24 protein-coding genes are annotated in these 21767 nt (G+C 66.6%); 11 read left to right on the top strand and 13 right to left on the bottom strand.

The features are described from left to right. Nucleotides 1–14 precede the first annotated feature (14 nt). The 6 genes from EEB18_RS11805 to EEB18_RS11780 all read right to left on the bottom strand — a co-directional run bounded on the left by EEB18_RS11805 (nt 15) and on the right by EEB18_RS11780 (nt 5197). Nucleotides 15–1829: an ABCB family ABC transporter ATP-binding protein/permease gene (locus EEB18_RS11805; protein ID WP_187139627.1), complete on the bottom strand. Its 1815-nt coding sequence runs from the start codon at nt 1827–1829 to the stop codon at nt 15–17. Nucleotides 1830–2122: 293 nt separating this feature from the next. Further along, nucleotides 2123–2275 (bottom strand): hypothetical protein, encoded by a 153-nt coding sequence (locus EEB18_RS11800; protein WP_187139628.1) that lies wholly within the window; start codon nt 2273–2275, stop codon nt 2123–2125. A 143-nt stretch (nt 2276–2418) separates the two neighbouring features. Continuing rightward, nucleotides 2419–3216 (bottom strand): M15 family metallopeptidase, encoded by a 798-nt coding sequence (locus EEB18_RS11795; RefSeq protein WP_187139629.1) that lies wholly within the window; start codon nt 3214–3216, stop codon nt 2419–2421. 130 nt (nt 3217–3346) lie between these two features. After that, nucleotides 3347–3931, bottom strand: a complete 585-nt coding sequence (locus tag EEB18_RS11790) for an LptA/OstA family protein (protein ID WP_056342530.1) — start codon at nt 3929–3931, stop codon at nt 3347–3349. Then, nucleotides 3928–4566 (bottom strand): LPS export ABC transporter periplasmic protein LptC, encoded by a 639-nt coding sequence (lptC, locus tag EEB18_RS11785; RefSeq protein WP_187139630.1) that lies wholly within the window; start codon nt 4564–4566, stop codon nt 3928–3930. Before lptC ends, EEB18_RS11790 begins: the two co-directional genes overlap by 4 nt. A gap of 13 nt (nt 4567–4579) precedes the next feature. Beyond that, nucleotides 4580–5197: a ribonuclease D gene (locus tag EEB18_RS11780; protein ID WP_187139631.1), complete on the bottom strand. Its 618-nt coding sequence runs from the start codon at nt 5195–5197 to the stop codon at nt 4580–4582. Between the two features lie 261 nt (nt 5198–5458). Here EEB18_RS11780 and EEB18_RS22810 point away from each other — a divergent pair, with 261 nt between their 5' ends. After that, complete coding sequence (locus EEB18_RS22810; protein WP_187139632.1) at nt 5459–6271, top strand: cold-shock protein; 813 nt, start codon at nt 5459–5461, stop codon at nt 6269–6271. Between the two features lie 219 nt (nt 6272–6490). On the opposite strand, the gene EEB18_RS11770 is transcribed toward EEB18_RS22810, so the two are convergent. From EEB18_RS11770 to EEB18_RS11755, 4 genes are all read right to left on the bottom strand, one after another. Beyond that, nucleotides 6491–6946 (bottom strand): Dps family protein, encoded by a 456-nt coding sequence (locus EEB18_RS11770; protein ID WP_187139633.1) that lies wholly within the window; start codon nt 6944–6946, stop codon nt 6491–6493. A gap of 89 nt (nt 6947–7035) precedes the next feature. Beyond that, nucleotides 7036–7608 carry a hypothetical protein gene (locus tag EEB18_RS11765; protein ID WP_187139634.1) on the bottom strand — a complete coding sequence of 191 codons (573 nt, stop codon included), beginning with the start codon at nt 7606–7608 and terminating at the stop codon, nt 7036–7038. Between the two features lie 25 nt (nt 7609–7633). Continuing rightward, the gene (locus tag EEB18_RS11760; RefSeq protein WP_187139635.1) at nt 7634–7963 is read right to left on the bottom strand and encodes a hypothetical protein; all 330 of its coding nucleotides are present in this window, start codon (nt 7961–7963) and stop codon (nt 7634–7636) included. Nucleotides 7964–8019: 56 nt separating this feature from the next. Beyond that, on the bottom strand, nt 8020–8664 hold the full coding sequence (locus EEB18_RS11755; protein ID WP_056342511.1) for a GGDEF domain-containing protein: 645 nt from the start codon (nt 8662–8664) through the stop codon (nt 8020–8022). 188 nt (nt 8665–8852) lie between these two features. Here EEB18_RS11755 and purE point away from each other — a divergent pair, with 188 nt between their 5' ends. The 9 genes from purE to EEB18_RS11710 all read left to right on the top strand — a co-directional run bounded on the left by purE (nt 8853) and on the right by EEB18_RS11710 (nt 17469). Then, nucleotides 8853–9350 carry a 5-(carboxyamino)imidazole ribonucleotide mutase gene (gene purE / locus EEB18_RS11750; protein ID WP_187139636.1) on the top strand — a complete coding sequence of 166 codons (498 nt, stop codon included), beginning with the start codon at nt 8853–8855 and terminating at the stop codon, nt 9348–9350. A gap of 4 nt (nt 9351–9354) precedes the next feature. Next, entirely contained in the window at nt 9355–10428 is a 1074-nt protein-coding gene (locus EEB18_RS11745; RefSeq protein ID WP_262407907.1) for a 5-(carboxyamino)imidazole ribonucleotide synthase, read from the top strand. After that, nucleotides 10425–10919, top strand: a complete 495-nt coding sequence (locus EEB18_RS11740; RefSeq protein WP_187139638.1) for a dihydrofolate reductase — start codon at nt 10425–10427, stop codon at nt 10917–10919. The genes EEB18_RS11745 and EEB18_RS11740 overlap by 4 nt, the downstream gene beginning before the upstream one ends. Continuing rightward, nucleotides 10919–12112 (top strand): dipeptidase, encoded by a 1194-nt coding sequence (locus EEB18_RS11735; protein ID WP_187139639.1) that lies wholly within the window; start codon nt 10919–10921, stop codon nt 12110–12112. The genes EEB18_RS11740 and EEB18_RS11735 overlap by 1 nt, the downstream gene beginning before the upstream one ends. Further along, nucleotides 12109–13038: a bifunctional riboflavin kinase/FAD synthetase gene (locus tag EEB18_RS11730; protein WP_187139640.1), complete on the top strand. Its 930-nt coding sequence runs from the start codon at nt 12109–12111 to the stop codon at nt 13036–13038. The genes EEB18_RS11735 and EEB18_RS11730 overlap by 4 nt, the downstream gene beginning before the upstream one ends. A gap of 85 nt (nt 13039–13123) precedes the next feature. Continuing rightward, complete coding sequence (locus EEB18_RS11725; RefSeq protein ID WP_262408239.1) at nt 13124–13414, top strand: GIY-YIG nuclease family protein; 291 nt, start codon at nt 13124–13126, stop codon at nt 13412–13414. A 123-nt stretch (nt 13415–13537) separates the two neighbouring features. After that, complete coding sequence (ileS, locus tag EEB18_RS11720) at nt 13538–16498, top strand: isoleucine--tRNA ligase (RefSeq protein ID WP_187139642.1); 2961 nt, start codon at nt 13538–13540, stop codon at nt 16496–16498. Between the two features lie 3 nt (nt 16499–16501). Further along, on the top strand, nt 16502–17023 hold the full coding sequence (gene lspA / locus EEB18_RS11715; RefSeq protein ID WP_187139643.1) for a signal peptidase II: 522 nt from the start codon (nt 16502–16504) through the stop codon (nt 17021–17023). A 26-nt stretch (nt 17024–17049) separates the two neighbouring features. Next, complete coding sequence (locus tag EEB18_RS11710) at nt 17050–17469, top strand: DUF3035 domain-containing protein (protein WP_187139644.1); 420 nt, start codon at nt 17050–17052, stop codon at nt 17467–17469. A gap of 146 nt (nt 17470–17615) precedes the next feature. Here the strand turns inward: EEB18_RS11710 and EEB18_RS11705 are convergent, their stop codons facing one another. The 3 genes from EEB18_RS11705 to dxs are packed head-to-tail and all read right to left on the bottom strand — an operon-like array spanning nt 17616 to nt 20634. Then, nucleotides 17616–18284: a hypothetical protein gene (locus EEB18_RS11705; RefSeq protein ID WP_187139645.1), complete on the bottom strand. Its 669-nt coding sequence runs from the start codon at nt 18282–18284 to the stop codon at nt 17616–17618. Further along, complete coding sequence (locus EEB18_RS11700) at nt 18281–18709, bottom strand: hypothetical protein (protein ID WP_187139646.1); 429 nt, start codon at nt 18707–18709, stop codon at nt 18281–18283. The genes EEB18_RS11705 and EEB18_RS11700 overlap by 4 nt, the downstream gene beginning before the upstream one ends. After that, nucleotides 18706–20634: a 1-deoxy-D-xylulose-5-phosphate synthase gene (gene dxs / locus EEB18_RS11695; protein ID WP_187139647.1), complete on the bottom strand. Its 1929-nt coding sequence runs from the start codon at nt 20632–20634 to the stop codon at nt 18706–18708. Before dxs ends, EEB18_RS11700 begins: the two co-directional genes overlap by 4 nt. Nucleotides 20635–20809: 175 nt before the next feature. Here dxs and EEB18_RS11690 point away from each other — a divergent pair, with 175 nt between their 5' ends. Continuing rightward, a complete protein-coding gene (locus EEB18_RS11690; RefSeq protein WP_187139648.1) occupies nt 20810–21757 on the top strand; it encodes a hypothetical protein in 948 nt (315 codons plus the stop codon). The last annotated feature ends 10 nt before the right edge of the window (nt 21758–21767 follow it).

The raw sequence follows: 21767 nt of genomic DNA, 5'->3' as shown, positions 1-21767 counted from the left end.
GCCTCTAGCAATGATCAAACCGTCCCCTCCTCCTTCTCCGCCTGCTGCCGCGCCCACATGTCGGCGTAGAGCCCGCGCATGCGCAGCAGTTGCTCGTGCGTCCCGGTCTCGGCCACGCGGCCCTTGTCGAGCACGATGATCCGGTCCGCGCCCGTCACCGTCGACAGGCGGTGCGCGATCACCAGCGTGGTGCGGCGTTCGGCGATGCGGTCGAGCGTGTCCTGGATCGCCGCCTCGGTGCGACTGTCGAGCGCGCTCGTCGCTTCGTCGAGGATCAGCACCGGCGGGTTCTTGAGCAGGGTGCGCGCGATGGCGACGCGCTGTTTCTCGCCGCCCGACAGCTTCAGCCCGCGCTCGCCGACCTCGGTGTCGTACCCCTGCGGCAGGATGCCGATGAAGGTGTCGATCGCCGCACCCTCCGCCGCCGCCGCGATCTCTTCGGCACGCGCGCCCTCGCGGCCATAGGCGATGTTGTAGCCGATGCTGTCGTTGAACAGCACCGTGTCCTGCGGGACGATGCCGATCTCGGCGCGCAGGCTTTTCTGGGTGACCTTGGCAATATCCTGATCGTCGATGGTGATCCGCCCGCCCTGCGGGTCATAGAAACGGAAGAGCAGCCGCGCGATCGTCGACTTGCCCGCACCCGACGGCCCGACGATCGCCAGCGTCTCGCCCGCGCCGACCGCGAAGCTGACCCCGTTGAGGATCGTCCGGTCGGGTTCATAGCCGAACACCACATTGTCGAACGCCACCGCACCGCCGTTCACCACCAGCGGCCAGGCGCCCTCGGCATCGCGCACCTCGGGCGGGGTGTCGATCAGGCGGAACATCGCCTCCATGTCGATCAGCCCCTGGCGAATGACGCGATAGACCATGCCGAGCATGTCGAGCGGGCGGAACAGCTGCGCGAGCAGCGTGTTCACCAGCACCACGTCGCCGACCTGATATTGCCCCTTCGACCAGCCCCACACGGTGTACGCCATCGCCCCCGCCATCGCGGCGTTGGTGACAAAACTCTGCCCGATGTTGAGCCAGGCGAGGCTGTTCTCGCTCTTCACCGCGGCCTTGGCATATTGGTCGGCGACGTCGCGATAGCGCGCCGCTTCGCGCTCCTCGGCGCCGAAATATTTGACCGTCTCGTAATTGAGCAGGCTGTCGACGCTGCGCCCGACGGTGAGCGTGTCGAGGTCGTTCATGCGGACGCGGAGCGCATTGCGCCAGTCGGTCACCTTGCGGGTGAAGATGATATAGACGATCACCATCAGCGCGGTCGCGCTGGCGAGCCCGAAACTGAACTTGGTCCAGAAGATGATCAGCACCGCGAGCAGCTCGACGATCGTCGGCGCGATGTTGAACAACAGGAAATAGAGCATCGTGTCGATGCTCTTGGTCCCGCGCTCGATCACCTTGGTGACCTCGCCGGTCCGCCGCGCGAGGTGGAAGCGCAGGCTCAGCGCGTGGAGGTGGGTGAAGGTCGCGATCGCCAGTTCACGCGTCGCATCCTGCCCGACGCGTTCGAACACGACGTTGCGCATATTGTCGAACAGCACCCCGGCGAAGCGCGCGCCGGCATAAGCGAGCACCAGCCCTATCGCGAGCGCGACGCCCTGCTCCATCCCCGGCGCCATCTTGTCGATCGCGGCGCCGTACAGGAACCCCATCGACAGCTGGACGCCCTTCGACGCGAGCACGATGAGCCCCGCGGCGATGATGCGCAGCTTGTGCTCGGTGTGCCCGGCGGGCCAGAGATAGGGCAGGAAGCGCCGCAGCGTGTCCAGCACGGGCGGTTCCTTGGCCGCATCGGCGGAAGTTTGCGTATCGGGCGGCATCGGCGCCCCATGTAGGGCGGCCAGAGCGCGACGCCAAGCGGGGTTGGTGACGACAGGCTGGCTTATGCCTCCGCGCGCGGCACCATGAATATCTCACGCGAAGGCACAAAGACACAAAGACACAAAGAGGGCAGCGCACGCCACGGGCGCGGCGCGAGGATCGCGCGAAGCGCCTTTGAAAATGTCGCCTGCGGCGACGAGCCGATGCCAGCGACCAGGCGCGACATCTTTGTGTCTTTGTGTGAGACCCTTTTTCTTTGCGCCTTTGCGCCTTTGCGTGAGATTTTCTTCTTCTACCGCGAATCGCGATATCCCGCCCGGCGCAGCAGGCGGTCGATCAGTCGCCGTTCCTCGCTGGTCGGGCCGGCAAGTTCGGGGGTTTCGATGGTGGTCAGCCGCCGACCGAACAGCGGCCGGCGCGGCGTGACAATCGGGGAGAACCGCATGGGCGGGGCGCCTTTTACTGCGCGGCGTCGCACCCCCCGGTGCCGCATATGGTCTGGTCCCGCCGTCACCTTGCCGCGCCATGGTATCGGCTGCGTTGACGGAAAAGGTTAGCGCCCCCTTTCCCGTGAATCGCAGCCGCGGATCAGAGCTGGTGCCGGCCCGCGGCGCGCGCCGCCGCTGCCGCCGCGGGACGATGCTCCCAATGCCAGGCTTCGCTCGGCACGGTGCGGATGAAACCGAAGCGCGTCGCATGCTTCGCCAGCCAGTCATAGGTCGGGCTGCCGAGTCCCCCCGCGGTGTCGATGTCGAGCGCGATGCCGTGCTGGTGGTTCGACGACCCGGGCTTGGCGGCCTTGTTGAACCCCGGCCGTCCCGCGACATAGCCCTCATAGAGATATTTCTGGTTGGCATAGGTGCGAAAGCCCGAATTGAGCAGGATCGCGATCCCGTCCGCCGCCGCCGCCGCGACCATCTGCTGATAGGGCGCGACGATCGCCTCCGACAGATATTCGATCTCGAGCGTCCGGTCGACGATCGGGACCAGCGTGATCTGGCCCTGATAGGCGCCGCCCTTCCACGCCGCATTGGGTCCGAACTGCCCCGCTCCCGGCGCGGGAGCGATCTTGCCCAGCGTGACGTTGCGAAAACTGCCGCTGAAATTGCGCGTCGAGGTCCACCCCAGCGCCGCGCCGCCCGCCGCCGGCGCCACCAGCGCGAAGACGATCTTCGACTGGCTCCCCGACGGTTCGATCTTGATCTGCTCGACCTTCACCTTGCTGTTCTTGGGGATCGTCTTGAACCCGCCGACCGCGGCGCCGGCGGGCAGCGCGTCGCCCGCCCGCCATGTTTCGAACTCGAACAGCGCGCCCGGCTTGCGCAACCGCGCATCGGGATCGGTCACGGTGAATATCGTATCAAGAAAGCTTTCGGAAATCGACACGACTCGCCTCCCCCACTTCTGAAAAATCACAGGGGAATAGTGACACGAAACCGGGATATCGCAAGTAACGGGCGAAAGTGATGAGCCGCGCCCGCCGCGCGGGTCGGAATTCGTCTTGACTTAGAGGCCGTTACTGCTTGCGTTCGGGAACGGTGAAGGTGCCGGTCACGCGCCCGCCCGCACCCGGGACGACATTGCCGTCGGGTCCGCGCGTCGCGCCGCGCCCATCGACCGTCGCGCGCCCCGAATTGAGGTCGATCACCAGCCGCCCGCCGTTCAGGCGGTTGCCGCGCTGGGTCAGCTGGACATTGCCGACCATCGTGATCAGCCGCTTGTCGAGGTCGTAGATCGCGACATTGCCCGTTGCGCGCTCGTCGCCCTTGGTCACCACGACGCCGCCGGTCGCGTCGAGCCGGTTGACGTCGGTGCCGCCCTGCCGCGAATAAGCGACGGTCATGCGCTGCGAGGTCACGGTCATGCCCGCCTGCGTCACCCGCACCCCACCCGACAGCACGACGCGGTCGGACCGGTCCTGCACCTCGATGCTGCCGGCGCTGAAATCAACGGGGGCGTTGCTGTTGTGGTTGGCGAGCGCCTGCGCCCGCGCCGGGGCGCCGCCGCTGCCGCCCGACAGGATCGCGAGACTGGTCAGCGCGAAGCTCGCGCCCGCCAAGATCAGGCTGCGCAATCCCCCCAGGCGCGGCGTTGCGGTCATTTCAGCACTCCCTGATTGATCCTCAGCCGGGCATTGCCCGACAGGCGGACGACGCGCGTGTCGAGATCGGCCGACAGCGCGTTGGCCGAAAAATTGCCGATGTTCAACGTGCCGTTGACCCCGCCGCGGCCCGTCAGGCTGCGCGACTTCAAATCGATCGCGACATTGCTCGCGTCGATCCGGTATCCGTCGGCGCTGCGCACGCGCACCGCGCCGGGCACTGCGACCTGTTCGGTGTCCATATTATATTGCCCCGCCGCCGCCGCGATCGTCGCGGGCCCGTCGGCCAGGTTGATGGCGCCCGACAATTGCTCCATCCGCACGATCGGCTCCGCCGAGCTTTTCTGTACCGCGCTGCCCGCGACGAGCGCGAAGGGCTGGCCCTTGGTGTCCTGCCCGCGATATTCGGCGCGGGTCACCTTCATTCGCTCCTGCGCCACCTCGACCTTGTCCTTGGACAAGAGGAAGCTGACCTCGGTCCGCTGGGTGAAGGGCGAAAAAATCATCACCGCGGCGACGACGCCGATCACCAGCGGCAGGCCGAAGCGCAGGATGCGCACGACACGGTCGTGGCTCGACCCGCTGGTCGCCCACAACTGGCGCATCGTGCGATCATGATCGGCGCGGGCGGACATGCGAATCGCCCCCTCAGCTGTGCGCGAAAATATCGGCCTCGGGCCAACCCGCGAGGTCGAGCGCCGCGCGCGTCGGCAGGAAGTCGAAACAGGATTGCGCCAGTTCCATGCGTCCCTCGCGGACCAGCCGCGCGTCGAGGATCTCCTTCATCGCGTGGAGGAAGCGCACGTCGCTCGCGGCATAGTCGCGCTGCGCGTCGCTCAGCGTTGCGGCACCCCAGTCGCTCGACTGCTGCTGTTTCGACACCTCCTGGCCCAGCAATTCGCGGACCAGTTCCTTCAGCCCGTGGCGGTCGGTGTAGGTGCGGATCAGCCGCGAGGCGATCTTGGTGCAATAGACCGGCGCGGTCACGACGCCGAGCGCCTGCTGCAGCGCGGCGATGTCGAAACGCGCGAAATGGAACAATTTCAACCGGTTGGCATCGGTCAGTATCGCCTTCAGCACCGGCGCGTCATAGGCGCTGCCGGGACCGAAGCGGACGAGATGCTCGTCGCCCGACCCGTCGCTGATCTGAACCAGGCACAGCCGGTCGCGCAGCGGGTTGAGCCCCATCGTCTCGGTATCGATCGCAACCGCACCCGGACCCAGCACGCCCTCGGGCAGATCCTCTTCATGAAAATAGACTGTCATGGCCTCGCCTTAGGCCAAGCCGCCTTGCGGCTCAATGACTGGTTTTGCCCGCGCCGCGGGCGCGCCGGGCGGGTGCGACGGACGCTGCCCGCATCGCGACGAAGCCCGCGAATTTTCTGTTCGCAGCGGCCGGTCATTTAGGTTATATATTGCGCCGTTAGCGGCACGGGGCGAGTCTGTGCCAAGGGTGAACTGCGTCTCCGTCCGGCGCAAGGAGCCGGTGGTAACGGAGCGTGGACGACCGAAAGCGACTATCAGACAATGAGTTTCAACAAAGACCGCCGTGGCCATCGGGGGCGCGGTAAGCGCGATGATTTCGGCAATTTCGACAGCTTCGAACCGGCGCCCTATGGCGGTGACAGCTATGGCGGCGGCGCGTCGCGCGGCGGCTTCGGCGATCGCAGTGGCGGCGGCGGGGACCGTGGGGGCGGTTTCGGCGGCGGTGATCGCGGCGGCTTCGGCGGCGGCGATCGTGGCGGCGGCGGTGGTGGCTTCGGCGGCGGACGCGGCGGCGGCATGCCGGCGCAGGTCGTCGGCGAAGGCAATGGCACCGTCAAATTCTTCAACCCGTCGAAGGGCTTCGGCTTCGTCGCGCGCGACGACGGCGGCGAGGATGTGTTCGTGCACATCAGCGCGGTCGAACAGGCGGGCCTGCAGGGCCTGGCCTCGGGCCAGCCGCTCGGCTTCACCCTCGTCGAACGCAACGGCAAGGTGTCGGCGATCGACCTGAAGATCGAAGGCGAACCGATGCCGATCGAGGACAGCGCCCCGCGCCGCGACGATCGCGGTGACCGCGGCGGCTTCGGCGGCGACCGTCCCGCACCGGGCGGTGCCCGCGGCCGGCGTCAGCTGACCGGCGAACGCACCTCGGGCACGGTGAAGTTCTTCAACACCACCAAGGGCTTCGGCTTTATCGCGCGTGACGACGGACAGGCCGATGCCTTCGTCCACATCAGCGCGGTGCAGCGCGCCGGCATGACCGGCCTCGAGGAAGGCGACCGCGTCGCTTTCGACATCGAAGTCGATGATCGCGGCAAGTTCGCCGCGGTGAACATCCAGCCGCATCAGGACTGAATTACGGTCCGAACGGATAAGGAAAAGGGCGGCCGAGAGGCCGCCCTTTTTCGTTGGGGGGCGTGGCGGCACATATCTTACGGTGCGAGCCCCCCATCTCCATTCGTGTCGAGCGAAGTCGAGACCCCCTGCAGTAATGCATGCCTTCGGGGTGCCCCGACTTCGCTCGACACGAACGGATTAAAGGTGTGTCGGCTATCAAGCGTCGATAGTTGCCGCTCAATAACCCGCGGTCGCCTCCAGAAACCAAACCCGCTGCTCGGTCTCGTCGGCCCAGCCGTCGACCAGGCCGCTCGTCGCGATATCGCCGGCCTTTTCCGCCGCCGCCTTGACCTCCTTGATCTGCGCCAGCAGCGTCTTGTTGTCGGCGGCCAGCGTGCGGACCATCGTTTCGGCATCGACGCCCGCGGCATCGTCGTCGCGGATCGACTGGCGGCGGCCGACGTCGCCGATCGAACGCAAGGTCGCGGCGCCATTCTTGCGCACGCGCTCGGCGATCAGGTCGGTGGTGGCGAGTATCTGCGTCGCCTGTTCGTCGAACAACAGGTGCCGTTCGCGAAAATGCGGCCCCTGAACGTGCCAGTGATAATTTTTCGTCTTGAGATAGAGCGCGAGACTGTCGGCGAGCAGCGCGTTGAGCGCATCGGCGACGGCGGGCTGATTATGGTCGGGCATGACACCCTCCTTTCCTGTCCTATCGATATAGGGATCGGAAAGCCCATGGTCCCACGCAGCCTTTCACGCTGAATGATCGATAAAATCGATTACTGGCCGAGCATCCCGAACGCCGTCATCGCGCTGCGCAGCCCCCAGATCGCCAGAATGAGCGCCGCCGCCCAGCGCACGATCTTCGCGCCCAGCCGATCGACGAGCGCGGGTCCAAAAGCCAGGAAGGGCAGCATCGCGATCGTCCATCCGGCCAGCCCGCCCGCCGCGGCCCAATGCCCCGCGCCGCTCGTCGCCGCGAGCGCGCCGATCAGGAAATGGCTGCGGTCGCCGAACTGGATCAACAGCATCCGCACCGCGAGCAGCGGTACCGGCGCGGTCAGCACGCGATCGTCGGCGAGCGTCAGCCGCCCGCGCCACGCGAGCGCCACCGCCGCCGACAGCAGCGCGAAGGCGACGAGCAGCGCGACGATGCCCTGCCCGATCATCCGGTTGGCGATCGATCCGGCAACCGCCGCGATCACCGCATTGACGACGAATGCACCGACCGCGATGCCGAACACCAGCCGCCGGTCGTCGCGCGCGGCGAGCAGGTGCGACAGGAAAATCCCCGTCCGTCCGTCGGCGTTGGCCAGCGCCACCGCGACGAGCGCCAGCATGATCGCATCCATGAAGTTCGGTCCCGAAGCGTTGGAATCAGTGCCCGAGGCGCATCGCAACCGACGCCAGCCAGGCTTCCTGTGCGGCGGGCGCCATCGGCCCGCGCGGTACGCTCGCGGCGTCGCTCATCGCGTCGAGATAGGTCAGGATCGCGGCGCGATAGCCGCCCGCGGCGACCGCCGATTCGAGCCGGCTCGCCAGCGTCTCGACCGCGGCAAAGCCATGATCGCGCGCCAGGCAACGGATGTCGTCGACCCCCTGGACGATCTGGGTCAGCGCGCAATGCGGCAGCGCCTCGGCGAGCGCGCCGATCTGCCCGGTGATCCGGCGCTGGATATCGTGGTTCGGGTCGTTGTGATGCAACATCTGACACCCCCTGGTCCTCAAGGGTGTGACGATGCGCTCATTTGGTTAATGGCCGGTTAGCGATGGCCGGCGGGGCCATCCTGCCCCTGCTTGCAGCGATACATGTCGCGGTCGGCCGCCGCGAGGATATCCGATTCGGTCATGTCGGGCTGGAGCATCGCGACCCCGAAGCACGCCGACAGCGCGATCTCGCGCCCGTCATAGACGGCGGGGGCCGCCATCAGCATATCGCACAGCCGCGTCACCTGCGCCCGCGCGCCTTCCTCGGTCGACTGGTCGAGGATCAGCCCGAACTCGTCGCCGCCGATGCGCGCCGCGACATCGGTCGCGCGGATCGAGGACAGCAACCGGTCGGCGATCTGGATCAGCGCGAAATCGCCCGCGGCATGGCCGAAGCTGTCGTTGATGAATTTGAGCTGGTTGACGTCGGCGAAGACTACCGCGGCGGTCTCGGCATGGCGTTCGAAGCGCGCGATGCGCTGGTGGATCGCGGTCAGGAAATAGCGGCGGTTGAACAAGGGGGTCAGCGTGTCGCGCTCCGACACGCGCTCGAGTTCGGCGACCGCGATCTTGAGGACGCGATTTTCGCGGCGCAACGCGTCGCGTTCGCGCCGAACGTCGCGCAACTGGTCCTCGATGGAGTCGACGGGTACGGCGGTCAGGTGATCGACCGCGATCCGTGCCCCCCCTATGCTGTCCATCCCAAACGTCCCCGAAGCGAACCCATGCCGCCGGCCGGATGCCGACAGTCTCTCGTGACGGGCGATCCTAGAACGGACTTGATACCAATCGGTAAACGGAGCCCGCGATTTGATGGCGTTGCCCGCATCATTTCGACCCGCTAGGGGAGGGGCGCGGCGATGACTCGCCCGGGCAGGGAGACAGAGGGATGGGCGACACGGCGCCAAGCGTTGGCGTGATCATGGGCAGCCAGTCGGACTGGCCGACGATGGCGCACGCCGTCCACATCCTCGAAACCTTCGGCATCGCCCACGAGGTCCAGATCGTCTCGGCCCACCGCACCCCTGACCGCCTTGTGTCCTATGCCAAAAGCGCCGCGACGCGCGGGCTGAAGGCGATCATCGCGGGCGCCGGCGGCGCCGCGCACCTGCCCGGCATGGTCGCGTCGATGACGCGCGTTCCCGTGCTCGGCGTTCCCGTCCAGTCGGCGGCGCTCAGCGGCGTCGACAGCCTCTATTCGATCGTCCAGATGCCCGGCGGCATTCCGGTGGCGACCTTCGCAATCGGCAAGGCGGGGGCGACCAACGCCGGGCTGTTCGCCGCCGCGCTGCTCGCGAACACCGATGCCGGCCTCGCGGCAAAGCTCGACGCCTGGCGCGCCGCGCAGTCCGAAAGCGTCGCCCCGATCCCTGTGCGCGAGGGCTGAGCGCTTGCTGCCACCCGGTTCGACCATCGGCATATTGGGCGGCGGCCAGCTCGGCCGCATGCTCGCCGTCGCCGCCGCGCAGCTCGGCTACAAGACGCATATCTATGCCCCCGACGCCGAAAGCGTCGCCGCACAGGTCGCGGCGCAGCACACGCAAGCCGCGTGGGACGACGAATCGCGCCTCGCCGCCTTCGCGGCGCATTGCGACGTCGTCACCTTCGAATTCGAAAATGTCCCCGTCGACACGCTGCGTTTCCTGTCGGGCCATGTCGCGGTACGCGCCGGCGCCGACGCGCTCGAAATCGCGCAGGACCGGCTGATCGAGAAAAACTTCGTCGCGGGCCTTAGCGGCCGCCCCGCCCCCTTCGCGGCGGCGCCCGACCGCGCCGCGCTCGATACCGCGGTCGCCGCGATCGGCACCCCCGCGATCCTCAAGACCGTGCGCATGGGCTATGACGGCAAGGGCCAGGCACGCCTCGCCACCCCCGAAGACGCCGACGCCGCGTGGGACGCGATCGACCGTCACGCCGCGGTGATCGAAGGCTTCGTCGCCTTCGACCATGAATTTTCGGTGCTGATGGTGCGCGGCATCGACGGCGAGACGCGCTTCTGGGACAGCCCGGTCAACGTCCATGAGGACGGCATCCTCGCCACCTCGACCCTTCCGCCGCCGCCGATCGTCCTCGACCAGCAGGCCGAAGCGCGCGACCTGATGGCGCGCATCGCCGACGAACTCGATTATGTCGGGGTGCTCACCGGCGAGTTTTTCGCGACCGACAAGGGTCCGGTCTTCAACGAGATGGCGCCGCGCGTCCACAACAGCGGCCATTGGACGATCGAGGGCGCGGTGACGAGCCAGTTCGAAAACCACATCCGCGCGATCGCCGGGCTGCCGCTCGGCGACACCGCCAGCCCGCGGCTGCCCGTCGTCATGCGCAATCTGATCGGCGCCGGCATAAACGACGCGCCCGCCTTGCTCGCCGAACCCGGCTGCCACCTCCACCATTATGGCAAGGCCGAGGTCCGCGCCGGGCGCAAGCTCGGCCACGCGACCTGGGTCGGCACGGAACCCGCATGAACCACCCCGAAATCACCCTGATCGTTGCGCGCGCGACGAATGGCGTCATCGGCGCCGATGGCAAGATGCCCTGGCACCTGCCCGCCGATCTCCGTCGCTTCAAGCAGCTCACCATGGGCCGCCCGATGATCATGGGGCGCAAGACCTTCGACAGCCTGCCCGCGATCCTCGAGGGCCGGCGCCACATCGTCCTCACCCGCGACCCCGACTGGCAGGAGGACGGCGCCGAACCCGTCGCATCGGTCGAGGCGGCGCTGCGCAGCGCCAACGCGCCGCAGGTGATGGTGATCGGCGGCGCCGAAATTCATGCGATGTTCCTGCCCCTCGCCGACCGCATCGAGCTGACCGAAGTCGCGCTCACGCCCGCGGGCGACGCGTCGATCGCCTATCCCGACCCCGCCGACTGGCACGAAGCGGCGCGCGAAGATCATCCCGCCGACGACGCGGGCCGCCCCGCCTACAGCTTCGTCACCTTCACGAGGAAGCGCTGATGCGTCGCTGGCTCACCGGGATATTGCTCGTCGTCGCCATCGCCGCGCTCGCATTTTTCGCGCTTGCCCCCGGCATAGTCGAACGCGGGCTCAACCAGATCGACGGCAAGCCGCTTCCCGAAGTCAGTGCACGCGCGAAGGCGCTCCACGCGACGCTCACCATCGTCGACCTGCACAGCGACAGCCTGATGTGGAAGCGCGATTTCCTGACCCGCGGGACGCGCGGCCATATGGACCTGCCACGCCTGCAGGACGGCCATGTCGCGCTGCAGATCCTCGCGAGCACGACCAAGTCGCCGAAGGACCAGAATTACGATTCGAACGGCGCCGACACCGACAATATCACCAGCCTCGTCATCGCCCAGCTCCAGCCGGTGCGGACGTGGAACTCGCTGCTCGAACGCTCTTTGTGGCACGCGACCAAGCTCCACCGCGACGCCGAGGCGTCGAACGGCAAGCTGCGCCCGGTCGCGACCGCCGACGATCTCGCCGCCCTGCTCGCCGCGCGCAAGGGCAAGCCGCTCACCACCGGCGCGATGCTCAGCGTCGAGGGGCTGCACAATCTGGGCGGCGACATCGCCAATCTCGACAAGCTCTACGCCGCGGGGTTCCGCATGGCGGGGCTCACCCATTTCTTCGACAACGACCTCGCGGGGTCGATGCACGGGCTCAAGAAGGGCGGGCTGACCCCGTTCGGGCGCCGGGTCGTCACGGCGATGGAAGCCAGGGGCATGATCGTCGACGTCGCGCATTGCAGCAAGGCGTGCGTCGCCGACATCCTCAAAATGGCGCGCCGTCCCGTCGTCTCCAGCCATGGCGGGGTGCAGGCGACGTGCAAGGTCAACCGCAACCTCGACGACGCGCAAATCCGCGGCGTCGCCGCGACCGGCGGGCTGATCGGCATCGGCTATTGGGACGCCGCGGTCTGCGACACCTCGCCCGCGAGCATCGCCAAGGCGATGAAGCATGTCCGCGACCTCGTCGGCATTCAATATGTCGCGCTCGGCAGCGATTATGACGGCGCGACCACCGTCCGCTTCGACACCTCGCAGCTGGTGCAGGTCACGCAGGCGCTGATCGACGCGGGCTTCACCGACGACGAGATCCGCGCCGCGATGGGCGGCAACGCGATCCGCGTGCTCGGCGCGGGGCTCGTCCCGCTGACCCCGCCCGTTTCCGCCGAACGTCTATGATCCGCCTCGACGGCCACCAGCGGATCGAGGGCGATTTGCGCGGCGGCGTCATCGCGCTCGGCAATTTCGACGGCTTCCACGCCGGGCATCAGGCGGTCGTCGGCCGCGCCGTCCGCCATGCGCGCGACGAGGGCCGCCCGGCGATCGTCGCGACCTTCGACCCGCATCCGGTGCGCTTCTTCAAACCCGACGCCGCGCCCTTCCGCCTGACCACGCTCGACCAAAGACAGGCGCTGTTCGCCGCCGCGGGCGCCGAGGCGATGCTCGTCCTGCCCTTCGACGCCGCGCTCGCGGGTACGACGGCAGAGGATTTCATCACCGGCCTGCTGCTCGACCGCTATGGCGCCGCCGGGGTCGTCACCGGCGCCGACTTCGTCTTCGGCAAGGGCCGCGGCGGCGATGTCGTGACGCTTGCCGACCACGCCCGCCGCCTTGGCTTCTTCACCGAAATGGTCTCGCCGGTCGACGACGCCGACGAGGTCATCTCGTCGAGCCGCATCCGCGACGCACTGCACGCGGGCGATTGCGCCACCGCCGCGCGCCTGCTCACCCGGCCGTTCATAGTGCGCGGAATCGTCCAGCACGGCGACAAGAACGGCCGCCTGCTCGGCTTCCCGACCGCGAATATCGACATGGGGTCCTATCTCCGCCCGCGCTACGGCATCTATGCCGTCACCGGGCGCCTGCCCGACGGCCGCGTGCTGAAAGGCGCCGCGAACCTCGGCATCCGCCCCAGCTTCGATCCGCCGAAGGAATTGCTCGAACCGCATTTCTTCGACTTCGCCGAAGACCTGTACGGCCAGGAAATCGACGTCGCCTTCCACGCCTTCCTCCGTCCGGAAGCGAAATTCGACGGGATGGACGCGCTGATGGCGCAGATCGCGGCGGATTGCGATGCGGCGAAAAGGTTGCTGGCGGACGTCTAGCTCCGACTACCACCGCCACGAAAATGCTCCATATTGGCGCCAGCTGTTCCCCGGCGAAAGCCGGAGCCCAATACAACGGCGCGTCATCAAGCAGGGCTGGGTTTGCATCCTCACCAACAAGCGAAACGGCACGCTCTACATTGGCGTGACGAGCAACCTCCCGCAGCGCATCTGGCAACATCGGGAGGCCCTGATCGATGGCTTCACCAGGAAATACGGCCTCAAGATTCTTGTATGGTTCGAGCATTTCGATGGTCTTCAGGACGCGCGGCGCCGCGAGGTGCAGATGAAGGGATGGAAGCGTGCGTGGAAGATCGAGTTGATCGAGAAGGCGAATCCCGAGTGGCGCGACCTTTATCCCGATCTGTTGCGCTAGCCTTCTGGGCCCCGGCTTTCGCCGGGGAACAAGAATGGCTGACGTGACCAGTTCCCCGGCGAAAGCCGGGGCCCATATTCGCAAGCTTTGCGCCCACGCAAATCTGCGCTAAGCGCCGCCCCCATGACCGACAGCACCCCTGCCCCCGAAGCGCGCGACTATCGCGACACCGTCTTCCTGCCCAAGACCGACTTCCCGATGAAGGCCGGCCTGCCGCAGAAGGAACCGCTGATTCTGGCGAAATGGGTCGAGGGCAATCTGGAAGGCCAGATTCGCGAAAGCCGCAAGGGCCGCGATCAGTTCATCCTCCACGACGGCCCGCCCTACGCCAATGGCGACATGCACATCGGCCATGCGCTCAACCATATCCTCAAGGATATGGTCGTCCGCACGCAAACACTAAAGGGCAAGGACGCGCCTTACGTCCCCGGCTGGGACTGCCACGGCCTGCCGATCGAGTGGAAGGTCGAGGAGCAGTATCGCAAGAAAAAGCTCAACAAGGACGAGGTTCCGGTCGAGGAATTCCGCGCCGAATGCCGCGCCTATGCGCAGCATTGGGTCGACACCCAGCGCGAGCAGCTGAAGCGCCTCGGCATCGGCGGCGACTGGGACCATCCGTATCTGACGATGGATTATGAGGCCGAGGCCACCATCGTCCGCGAACTGCTCAAATTCGCCGCCAACGACATGCTCTATCGCGGCGCCAAGCCGGTGATGTGGTCGCCGGTCGAAAAGACCGCGCTCGCCGAGGCCGAGGTCGAATATGAGGATATCGTCTCGACGCAGATCGATGTCGCGTTCGAGATCGTCGAAAGCCCGATCGCGGAGCTGGTCGGCGCGCATGCGGTGATCTGGACGACGACCCCATGGACGATCCCGGTCAACCAGGCTTTGGCCTATGGGCCGGAGGTCGAATATTCATTGGTTGAGGTAGACGGCAAACGACTTTTGGTGGCCACCGAACTGGTTCCGACATTTCTCGCCCGGGCATTCCCCAACGCAGGCCAAAGCAACGTCGCTGCGATCCCCGTCGGGGATGGCAAGGATGATGCCGCGCTGAGTGCCGATCTAATCTTGCATGCGGATGGCGGGTATAAAGGCGCCGACCTCGCCGGCACCATCGCCCGCCACCCGATGCACGCGCTCGGCGGCTTCTTCGCGCGCCCGCGCCCCTTCCTCGCGGGCGATTTCGTCACCACCGACAGCGGCACCGGGCTCGTCCATATGTCGCCCGACCATGGCGAGGATGATTTCGACCTGTGCAAGGCGAACGGCATCGACCCCGTGTTCGCGGTCGAGGGCGACGGCAAATATCGCGAGGATTGGGGCTGGCTCGGCGGTCAGGGATCGGTGATCAACCCGAAATTCAATGCCCCCGACGGCCCGATCTGCACCGACCTGCGCGACGCCGGCGGGCTGCTCGCGGCCTCGGCCGATTACAAGCACAGCTATCCGCACAGCTGGCGGTCGAAGGCGAAGGTCATCTATCGCTGCACCCCGCAATGGTTCGTGCCGATGGACCGGGTGATGACGCATATCGAGCCCAAGGCGCCGCGCGAGCAGCGCTGGGAATCCGAAGGCGGCGCGATCAACCCGCATGAAGAGGATCTCTGCGCCGCGCCGACGCTGCGGCAGGCGGCGATGCAGGCGATCGACGACACGCGCTTCGTCCCCGAAAAGGGCCGCAACCGCATCGGGTCGATGGTCAAGGACCGCCCCGACTGGGTGCTGTCGCGCCAGCGCGCCTGGGGCGTGCCGATCACGCTCTTCGTCGACCGCAAGACCGGCCAGTATCTCAACGACCCGCAAGTCAACGACCGCATCGTCGCGGCGGTGAAGGCGGGCGGCGTCGACGCCTGGTCCGACGCGCGCGCGCAGGAGTATCTGGGCGACGCCTATGACGCCGCCGATTACGAGCGGATCGTCGACATCCTCGACGTCTGGTTCGATTCGGGCTGCACCCACGCCTTCGTGCTCGAAAGCGGCCGCTGGCCCGCGCTCGTCCGCCACGACGGCGGCACCCACAGCGCCGACCTCTATCTCGAGGGCAGCGACCAGCATCGCGGCTGGTTCCAGTCGTCCTTGCTCGAAAGCTGCGGCACGCGCGGCCAGGCGCCGTATAAGGCGGTGCTCACCCACGGCTTCACCATGGACAGCAAGGGCCTCAAACAGTCGAAATCGGTCGGCAACACCACCGATCCGGTCAAGGTGATGCAAACCAACGGCGCCGACATCATCCGCCTGTGGGCACTGTCGGTCGATTTCACCGAAGACCACCGCATCGGCGACGAGATCCTCAAGGGCGTCGCCGACCAGTATCGCAAGCTGCGCAACACCTTCCGCTACCTGCTCGGCGCGCTCGACGGGTTCAGCGAGGAGGAAGAGCTCAAAAACTACGCATCCTTGCCCGAGTTGGAACGGCACATCCTCAGCCGGCTGTCGATACTGGATAGCCAGCTCAAGCAGGCGGTCGATGATTTCGACTTCAACACGTACACGCGGTTGCTGACCGACTTTTGCAACGAGGATCTGTCGGCCTTCTATTTCGACATCCGCAAGGACGTCCTCTACTGCGACCTCGGCCCCGCGGCGCCGCTCGGCACCGACACGCGCCGCGCCTATCGCAGCGTGCTCGACATCCTGTTCCACGCGCTCGTCCGCTACGCCGCGCCGGTACTCGTGTTCACCGCCGAAGAAGTGTGGGGCACGCGCTACCCCGACGGCGGCAGCGTCCACCTGCTCGAATGGCCGGAAATCGCCGACAGCTGGTACGATGACGATCGCGACGGATGGTGGCTCGATATCCGCGAAGCACGCCGCACGGTGACCGAAGCGATCGAACCGCTGCGCCGCGAAAAAATCGTCCGCTCCAGTCTCGAAGCACGGGTCTCGATGCCCGAGGTGCCGAATCTGAGCGCCGAAGCCATGGCCGAAATCGCCATCACCGCCGCGGTCACCTATGGCGGCGACACAGTGACGGTCACCCCCACCACCGACCATAAATGCGGCCGCTGCTGGCGCCACCTGCCCGAGGTGGTCGAGGACGGCGCCTTGTGCAATCGCTGCGACACGGTATTGAGCTAAGCCATGTCCAGCACCCGTTCGCCGCACCTGAAGTTCGGCCTGATCATCGCCGCCGTCGCCTTCCTGCTCGACCAGATCAGCAAGTGGATCGTCATCACCCCGCTCTCACTCGAGGCGAAGCGCGTGATCGACATCTTGCCGATCTTCCGCCTGACCTGGGCGGAAAATACCGGCATCTCGCTGTCTTTGTTCGCCGACGGGGGCGAGACGATGCGCTGGATCCTCGTCGCGGTCACCGCCGCGGTGGCCAGCGCGGTGTTGATCTGGATGACCCGCGAAAAGGCGCGAGGAGACGTCTTCGCGCTCGCGCTGATCTTCGGCGGCGCGCTCGGCAATATCGTCGACCGCGTCCGCTTCGGCTATGTCGTCGACTTCGCCGACCTGCATTTCGGCGATTTCCGCCCCTTCCTCATCTTCAACGTCGCCGATGCCTGCATCACCATCGGGGTGCTTTTGCTGGTTGCGCGCGCGCTGCTCTTGGGCGAAAAGGCCCCGAAGGCGGGCGACCAGCCCGCCGCCGATTAAACGGGGCGTACAGGAGTGATTTTCAAGTGAACCGGACCACCGCCATTCTTGCCGCCGCCCTGGCCGCATCGACGCTGTCGGCCTGCGGGTCGAACAATCTGTTCAGCCGCGACCGTCCCGACGAAATGCGCGTGTCGCGTCAGGCACCGCTGATCGTGCCGCCCGACTATTCGCTCGTCCCGCCCGCGCCGGGCGCGGCACGTCCCGGCGGCGAAACCACCGCCGAACAGACGCTCCGCACCCTTTTCGGCGGCCCCGCCCCGCGCAGCACGACCGAAAGCGCCGTCATCGGCAGCGCCGACGGCGCCCGCGCCGACCCCGGCATCCGCAGCCAGGTCGGCAGCCCGACCACCGAGGTCGTCGACAAGGGCCTCGTCACCCGCGACATCCTCGTCTCGCCCGAAGGCGACGGTCGCGACGCGCAGGCGGCGATTCCGGGAGCGTAAGGCTCCAAGATTTTCGCGCCGAGACGCAGAGATAGGAATTGGGCGGCTTTAGCCGCCCTTTTTCATCCCCTTTTCTCTGCGTTCTCTGCGCCTTTGCGTGAGATTTTCGAGCCTCACGCAAGGGCACGAAGAAAATCCGATATCGATCAGCTGAACAGGCTCGACAGGATGAACATCGCGGCCAGGCTTTCGACCATCGCGCGCGAGGCATGGCCAAAGGCGCGCAGCCGGCCGCATTTCAGATGCTGGTTGAACCACGCGGTCTGCAGGAAACCGAACCACAAAAGCCCGAACAGCGCCAGCGCGCCGCCCGCGAGCACCGACCAGTCATGGCCCTGCTTGATCAGGATCACCGCGGTTCCCAGCATCATCGCGAGTACCGCGGCGACATAGCATTGGCTGTAAAAGGGCGCGCGCAGCGTGGCGCGATCGACCTGCAGCCCACGTGCGCGCACCATCCGCGTCGCCATCATCACCGGGAACAGGCTGTACAGCACGATGCGCAGGATGATCAGGTCGGTGTTGTTGCTGACGAAGGCCGACAGCCCGACCTTGCTCGCCACCACCGCGTCGGTGCCGACCAGCGCGATCTCGGCGGCGTGGACAAGGATGAGCGACAACAGCAGGAACAAAGGCGGGCTCAGCGTGTCGGTATATTGCTGGTCGGACACATCGCCCTGCTCGACGTCCGAATAATCCATCATCTTGAGCGGGTGCACGAGCACCCGCCACAGGGTGACCGGATAGAAGACCAGCCACGACATCACCTCGTACAGAAGCTCGTCGAGCGATTGCAGGAGGTTGAAGAAGTTCATGCGGCATCCTCGACCGGCGACGCTTGCCCTTTGGAAAGCCAGCGCGCGAAATTGCGGACCGTTGTCGGCTGGCTCCGGTCCCAATTCGCCCAGCGTTTCCAGTCGAGGCCGCGGCTGTTGCAATAATGCTCGAGCCAGTCCTGCGGCTCCTCATCGTCGATCGGCAGGTCTTTGAGGAAATCGTCGTCGGGATGCGGGGTCAGCCCCACCGGCCAATAGGCCCATTCGGGCAGCAACTCGTCCCAGAGGAACTCCGCCACGTCGCGCTCGCAATCGCCGGCCAGCATGGCAATGAACCGTTCGCGCCCGACATTGTCGCGCCGGGCCGCCAGCGCCGCCGCCTGCCGTTTGTCACGGCGCGCGGCGATGAGCGAATAGATCAGGAACAGGGCGACGCAGCCGGCGGCGAACCACCAGCCGCTCAAGCCCGGACCCCCGCCTCCTCGACGCCCGCGCTGTTGTGGCGCAGCGCCTTCAGCACCGTGTCGACGATCTGCGGCGCGTTCAGCCCCGCCGCGTCATATTGTTTGTCGGGCGAATCCTGGTCCTGGAAGGCGTCGGGCAGACGCATCGTGCGCAGCTTCAGCCCCGCGTCGATCAGCCCCTCGTCGCTCGCCAGCGTCAGCACATGCGCGCCGAGCCCGCCGACACTATTCTCTTCGATCGTCACGCACACCTCATGGTTCGCGAGCGTCTTGCGGATCAGTTCCTCGTCGAGCGGCTTGGCGAAGCGCAGGTCGATGACGCTGGTCGACAGCCCGCGCGCTTCGAGCGTGTCCGCCGCCTTCAGCGCCTCGGCGAGCCTTGTGCCGAGCGACAGAATCGCGACGGTCTTGCCACTGCGCACGACGCGCCCCTTGCCGATCTCCAGCTTTTGGGGAACTTCGGGCAACGCCACCCCGGTGCCATTGCCGCGCGGATAGCGGAACGCGATCGGCCCATCGTCATATTCGGCGGCGGTATAGGTCATATGGACCAGTTCGGCCTCGTCGGCCGCCGCCATCACGACAAAATTGGGCAAGGTCGCCAGATAGGTGACGTCGAACGACCCTGCATGGGTCGATCCGTCGGCGCCGACCAGCCCCGCGCGATCGATCGCGAAACGCACCGGCAAATTCTGGATCGCGACGTCATGGACGACCTGATCATAAGCGCGCTGGAGGAAGGTCGAATAGATGGCGCAGAACGGCCGCATCCCCTGCGCCGCCAATCCGGCGGCAAAGGTCACCGCATGCTGTTCGGCGATGCCGACGTCGAAGGTCCGGGTCGGATGCGCCTTGGCGAATTTATCGACCCCCGTGCCCGACGGCATCGCCGCGGTGATCGCGACGATGCGCGGGTCGGTGTCGGCGAGCTTCGCCAGCGTTTCGCCGAACACATTCTGATACGCCGGCGGTCCCGGCGGCGCCTTCGCCTGCTCGCCGGTGATCACGTCGAATTTCTGGACGCCATGATATTTGTCGGCAGCGGCCTCGGCAGGGGCATAGCCCTTGCCCTTCACCGTCACCGCGTGGATCAGCACCGGGCCATGGTCGCTGTCGCGCACATTCTCCAGCACCGGGATCAGATGGTCGAGATTGTGACCGTCTATCGGCCCGACATAATAAAAGCCGAGTTCCTCGAACAGCGTCCCGCCCATCGCCATGCCGCGCGCATATTCGTCGGTCTTCTTGGCCGCCTTGTGCAGCGGCTCGGGCAGCTTGCGCGCAAAGCGCCGCGCGATCTCGCGCAGCTCGACGAACGGCCGCGACGATACCAGCTTGGCGAGGTACGCGCTGAGCCCCCCGACCGGCGGCGCGATCGACATGTCGTTGTCGTTGAGGATGACGATCAGCCGGTTGCCCGCCGCGGCGGCGTTGTTCATCGCCTCATAGGCCATGCCCGCCGACATCGACCCGTCGCCGATCACCGCGATCGCGCGGCCCGGCTGATCCTTCAGCTTGTTGGCGATCGCAAAGCCGAGCGCGGCACTGATCGAGGTCGAGCTATGCGCGGCGCCGAACGGGTCATACTCGCTCTCGCTACGCTTGGTGAAGCCCGACAACCCGCCGCCGGTGCGCAGGGTGCGGATGCGATCGCGGCGCCCGGTGATGATCTTGTGCGGATAGCATTGGTGGCCGACGTCCCAGACGATCTTGTCGCGCGGCGTCTCGAACACATAATGGAGCGCGGTGGTCAGCTCGACGACGCCAAGCCCCGAGCCCAGATGCCCGCCCGTCGTCCCGACCGCCGAAATCATCTCGGCGCGCAGTTCGTCGGCGAACTGGCGGAGGTCTTCGGGCTTCAGCTTGCGGAGGTCGGCGGGGACATCCACCGTGTCGAGCAGCGGTGTTTGCGGGCGATCGGTCATCGCCCGGTCATACTGGCAAGTGCCGATAGTGTCGAACGAAAAGGGCGCGCGCCGGGGGCCTCCGTCCACCGTGCACGCGGGGCGCACCAAATTGTTTCGAGTTGCATTTCGCGCGCCGATCGCCTCAGATTTGCGGCGGCATCCGCCGACGCGGCGCGGCGAAAAGGATCGGGACATGACGACGGGAAAGACACGGGTTTCGATGATCGGCGCGGCCGGCGCCGCGGCGGCGGCGCTGCTCCTGACGCCGGTGATCGCCGTGGCGCAGAGCGGCACCGACGATGCCTTTGCCGGCCCCTATGCCGGCGCCAGCTGGTCGCTGAAAAAGGTCAAAAACGGCACCGGCCAGTGCATGATGATCGTCAATCACGGTGCGATGGGGCTCGACGCGGCGGGGACGAAAACCGTCAAGGAACGTTACGGGTCCGGCGGCGTGGCGCTGATCGAATGGAAGGGCGGCTGCAACGCCGACGGGCTGATCAGCGGACCCGGCACGCTCTACATCGACCTCGACGAGACCGGCGACTTTTTCTCCAAACGCTTCATCGGCACCGCCGACCGCGGCGTGCTGAACGGCCCGGTCGGCTACAACGCCTATTATGATGTCGACGCCGACGAATATGACGAACTCGACCCCGACCAGCCGGTGACCTTCGTCAACGGCTGCAACAGCTGGAACGGCAAGCAGCCGAGCAGCTGCGACGCCGGCCAGTCGGACCGGCTGCGCGGCCAGCATATGGCAAGCCGTGGCGGTTCGACCGCCAAGCCGACCCCTGCGGCCCCGAAACCGGTCGCTGCGACACCGGCAAAACCCGCCGGCCCGGTGGCCGTCGACATTCCCCCGTCCGAAACGGGCCATCTCAACGAAGAGCAGAATGCCGCCGCCGCCGCCTGGCTCAAGGCCGACACCGAGGCGCGGCGTATCCAGGCCGAAAAGGTCGCCGACTTCGAACGCAAACAGGCCGACTTCAACAAGAAACAGGCCGATTATGAAAAGCAGCAGGCCGACTATCGCGCGGCCGTCGCCGCGCACCAGGCCGAGGTCGCGCGCGTCGCCCGGGCCAACGCCGACATCGACGCCTGCAACAAGGGCGACCGCTCACGCTGCCCGGCGCCGAACTGACCCGGCGACG

The sequence above is a fragment of the Sphingopyxis sp. OPL5 genome (genome assembly GCF_003797775.2).
Classification (GTDB): domain Bacteria; phylum Pseudomonadota; class Alphaproteobacteria; order Sphingomonadales; family Sphingomonadaceae; genus Sphingopyxis.
Note: the sequence above shows the minus strand (reverse complement) of the source record. Positions and strands in the feature narration are given on the sequence as shown.

Excerpts from the sequence above, each read along its gene's own strand:
- EEB18_RS11805 (WP_187139627.1), bottom strand. The coding sequence starts at position 1,829 with ATGCCGCCCGATACGCAAACTTCCGCCGATGCGGCCAAGGAACCGCCC.
- EEB18_RS11800 (WP_187139628.1), bottom strand. The coding sequence starts at position 2,275 with ATGCGGTTCTCCCCGATTGTCACGCCGCGCCGGCCGCTGTTCGGTCGG.
- EEB18_RS11790 (WP_056342530.1), bottom strand. The coding sequence starts at position 3,931 with ATGACCGCAACGCCGCGCCTGGGGGGATTGCGCAGCCTGATCTTGGCG.
- lptC (WP_187139630.1), bottom strand. The coding sequence starts at position 4,566 with ATGTCCGCCCGCGCCGATCATGATCGCACGATGCGCCAGTTGTGGGCG.
- EEB18_RS11780 (WP_187139631.1), bottom strand. The coding sequence starts at position 5,197 with ATGACAGTCTATTTTCATGAAGAGGATCTGCCCGAGGGCGTGCTGGGT.
- EEB18_RS22810 (WP_187139632.1), top strand. The coding sequence starts at position 5,459 with ATGAGTTTCAACAAAGACCGCCGTGGCCATCGGGGGCGCGGTAAGCGC.
- EEB18_RS11770 (WP_187139633.1), bottom strand. The coding sequence starts at position 6,946 with ATGCCCGACCATAATCAGCCCGCCGTCGCCGATGCGCTCAACGCGCTG.
- EEB18_RS11765 (WP_187139634.1), bottom strand. The coding sequence starts at position 7,608 with ATGGATGCGATCATGCTGGCGCTCGTCGCGGTGGCGCTGGCCAACGCC.
- EEB18_RS11760 (WP_187139635.1), bottom strand. The coding sequence starts at position 7,963 with ATGTTGCATCACAACGACCCGAACCACGATATCCAGCGCCGGATCACC.
- EEB18_RS11755 (WP_056342511.1), bottom strand. The coding sequence starts at position 8,664 with ATGGACAGCATAGGGGGGGCACGGATCGCGGTCGATCACCTGACCGCC.
- purE (WP_187139636.1), top strand. The coding sequence starts at position 8,853 with ATGGGCGACACGGCGCCAAGCGTTGGCGTGATCATGGGCAGCCAGTCG.
- EEB18_RS11740 (WP_187139638.1), top strand. The coding sequence starts at position 10,425 with ATGAACCACCCCGAAATCACCCTGATCGTTGCGCGCGCGACGAATGGC.
- EEB18_RS11735 (WP_187139639.1), top strand. The coding sequence starts at position 10,919 with ATGCGTCGCTGGCTCACCGGGATATTGCTCGTCGTCGCCATCGCCGCG.
- EEB18_RS11730 (WP_187139640.1), top strand. The coding sequence starts at position 12,109 with ATGATCCGCCTCGACGGCCACCAGCGGATCGAGGGCGATTTGCGCGGC.
- ileS (WP_187139642.1), top strand. The coding sequence starts at position 13,538 with ATGACCGACAGCACCCCTGCCCCCGAAGCGCGCGACTATCGCGACACC.
- lspA (WP_187139643.1), top strand. The coding sequence starts at position 16,502 with ATGTCCAGCACCCGTTCGCCGCACCTGAAGTTCGGCCTGATCATCGCC.
- EEB18_RS11705 (WP_187139645.1), bottom strand. The coding sequence starts at position 18,284 with ATGAACTTCTTCAACCTCCTGCAATCGCTCGACGAGCTTCTGTACGAG.
- dxs (WP_187139647.1), bottom strand. The coding sequence starts at position 20,634 with ATGACCGATCGCCCGCAAACACCGCTGCTCGACACGGTGGATGTCCCC.
- EEB18_RS11690 (WP_187139648.1), top strand. The coding sequence starts at position 20,810 with ATGACGACGGGAAAGACACGGGTTTCGATGATCGGCGCGGCCGGCGCC.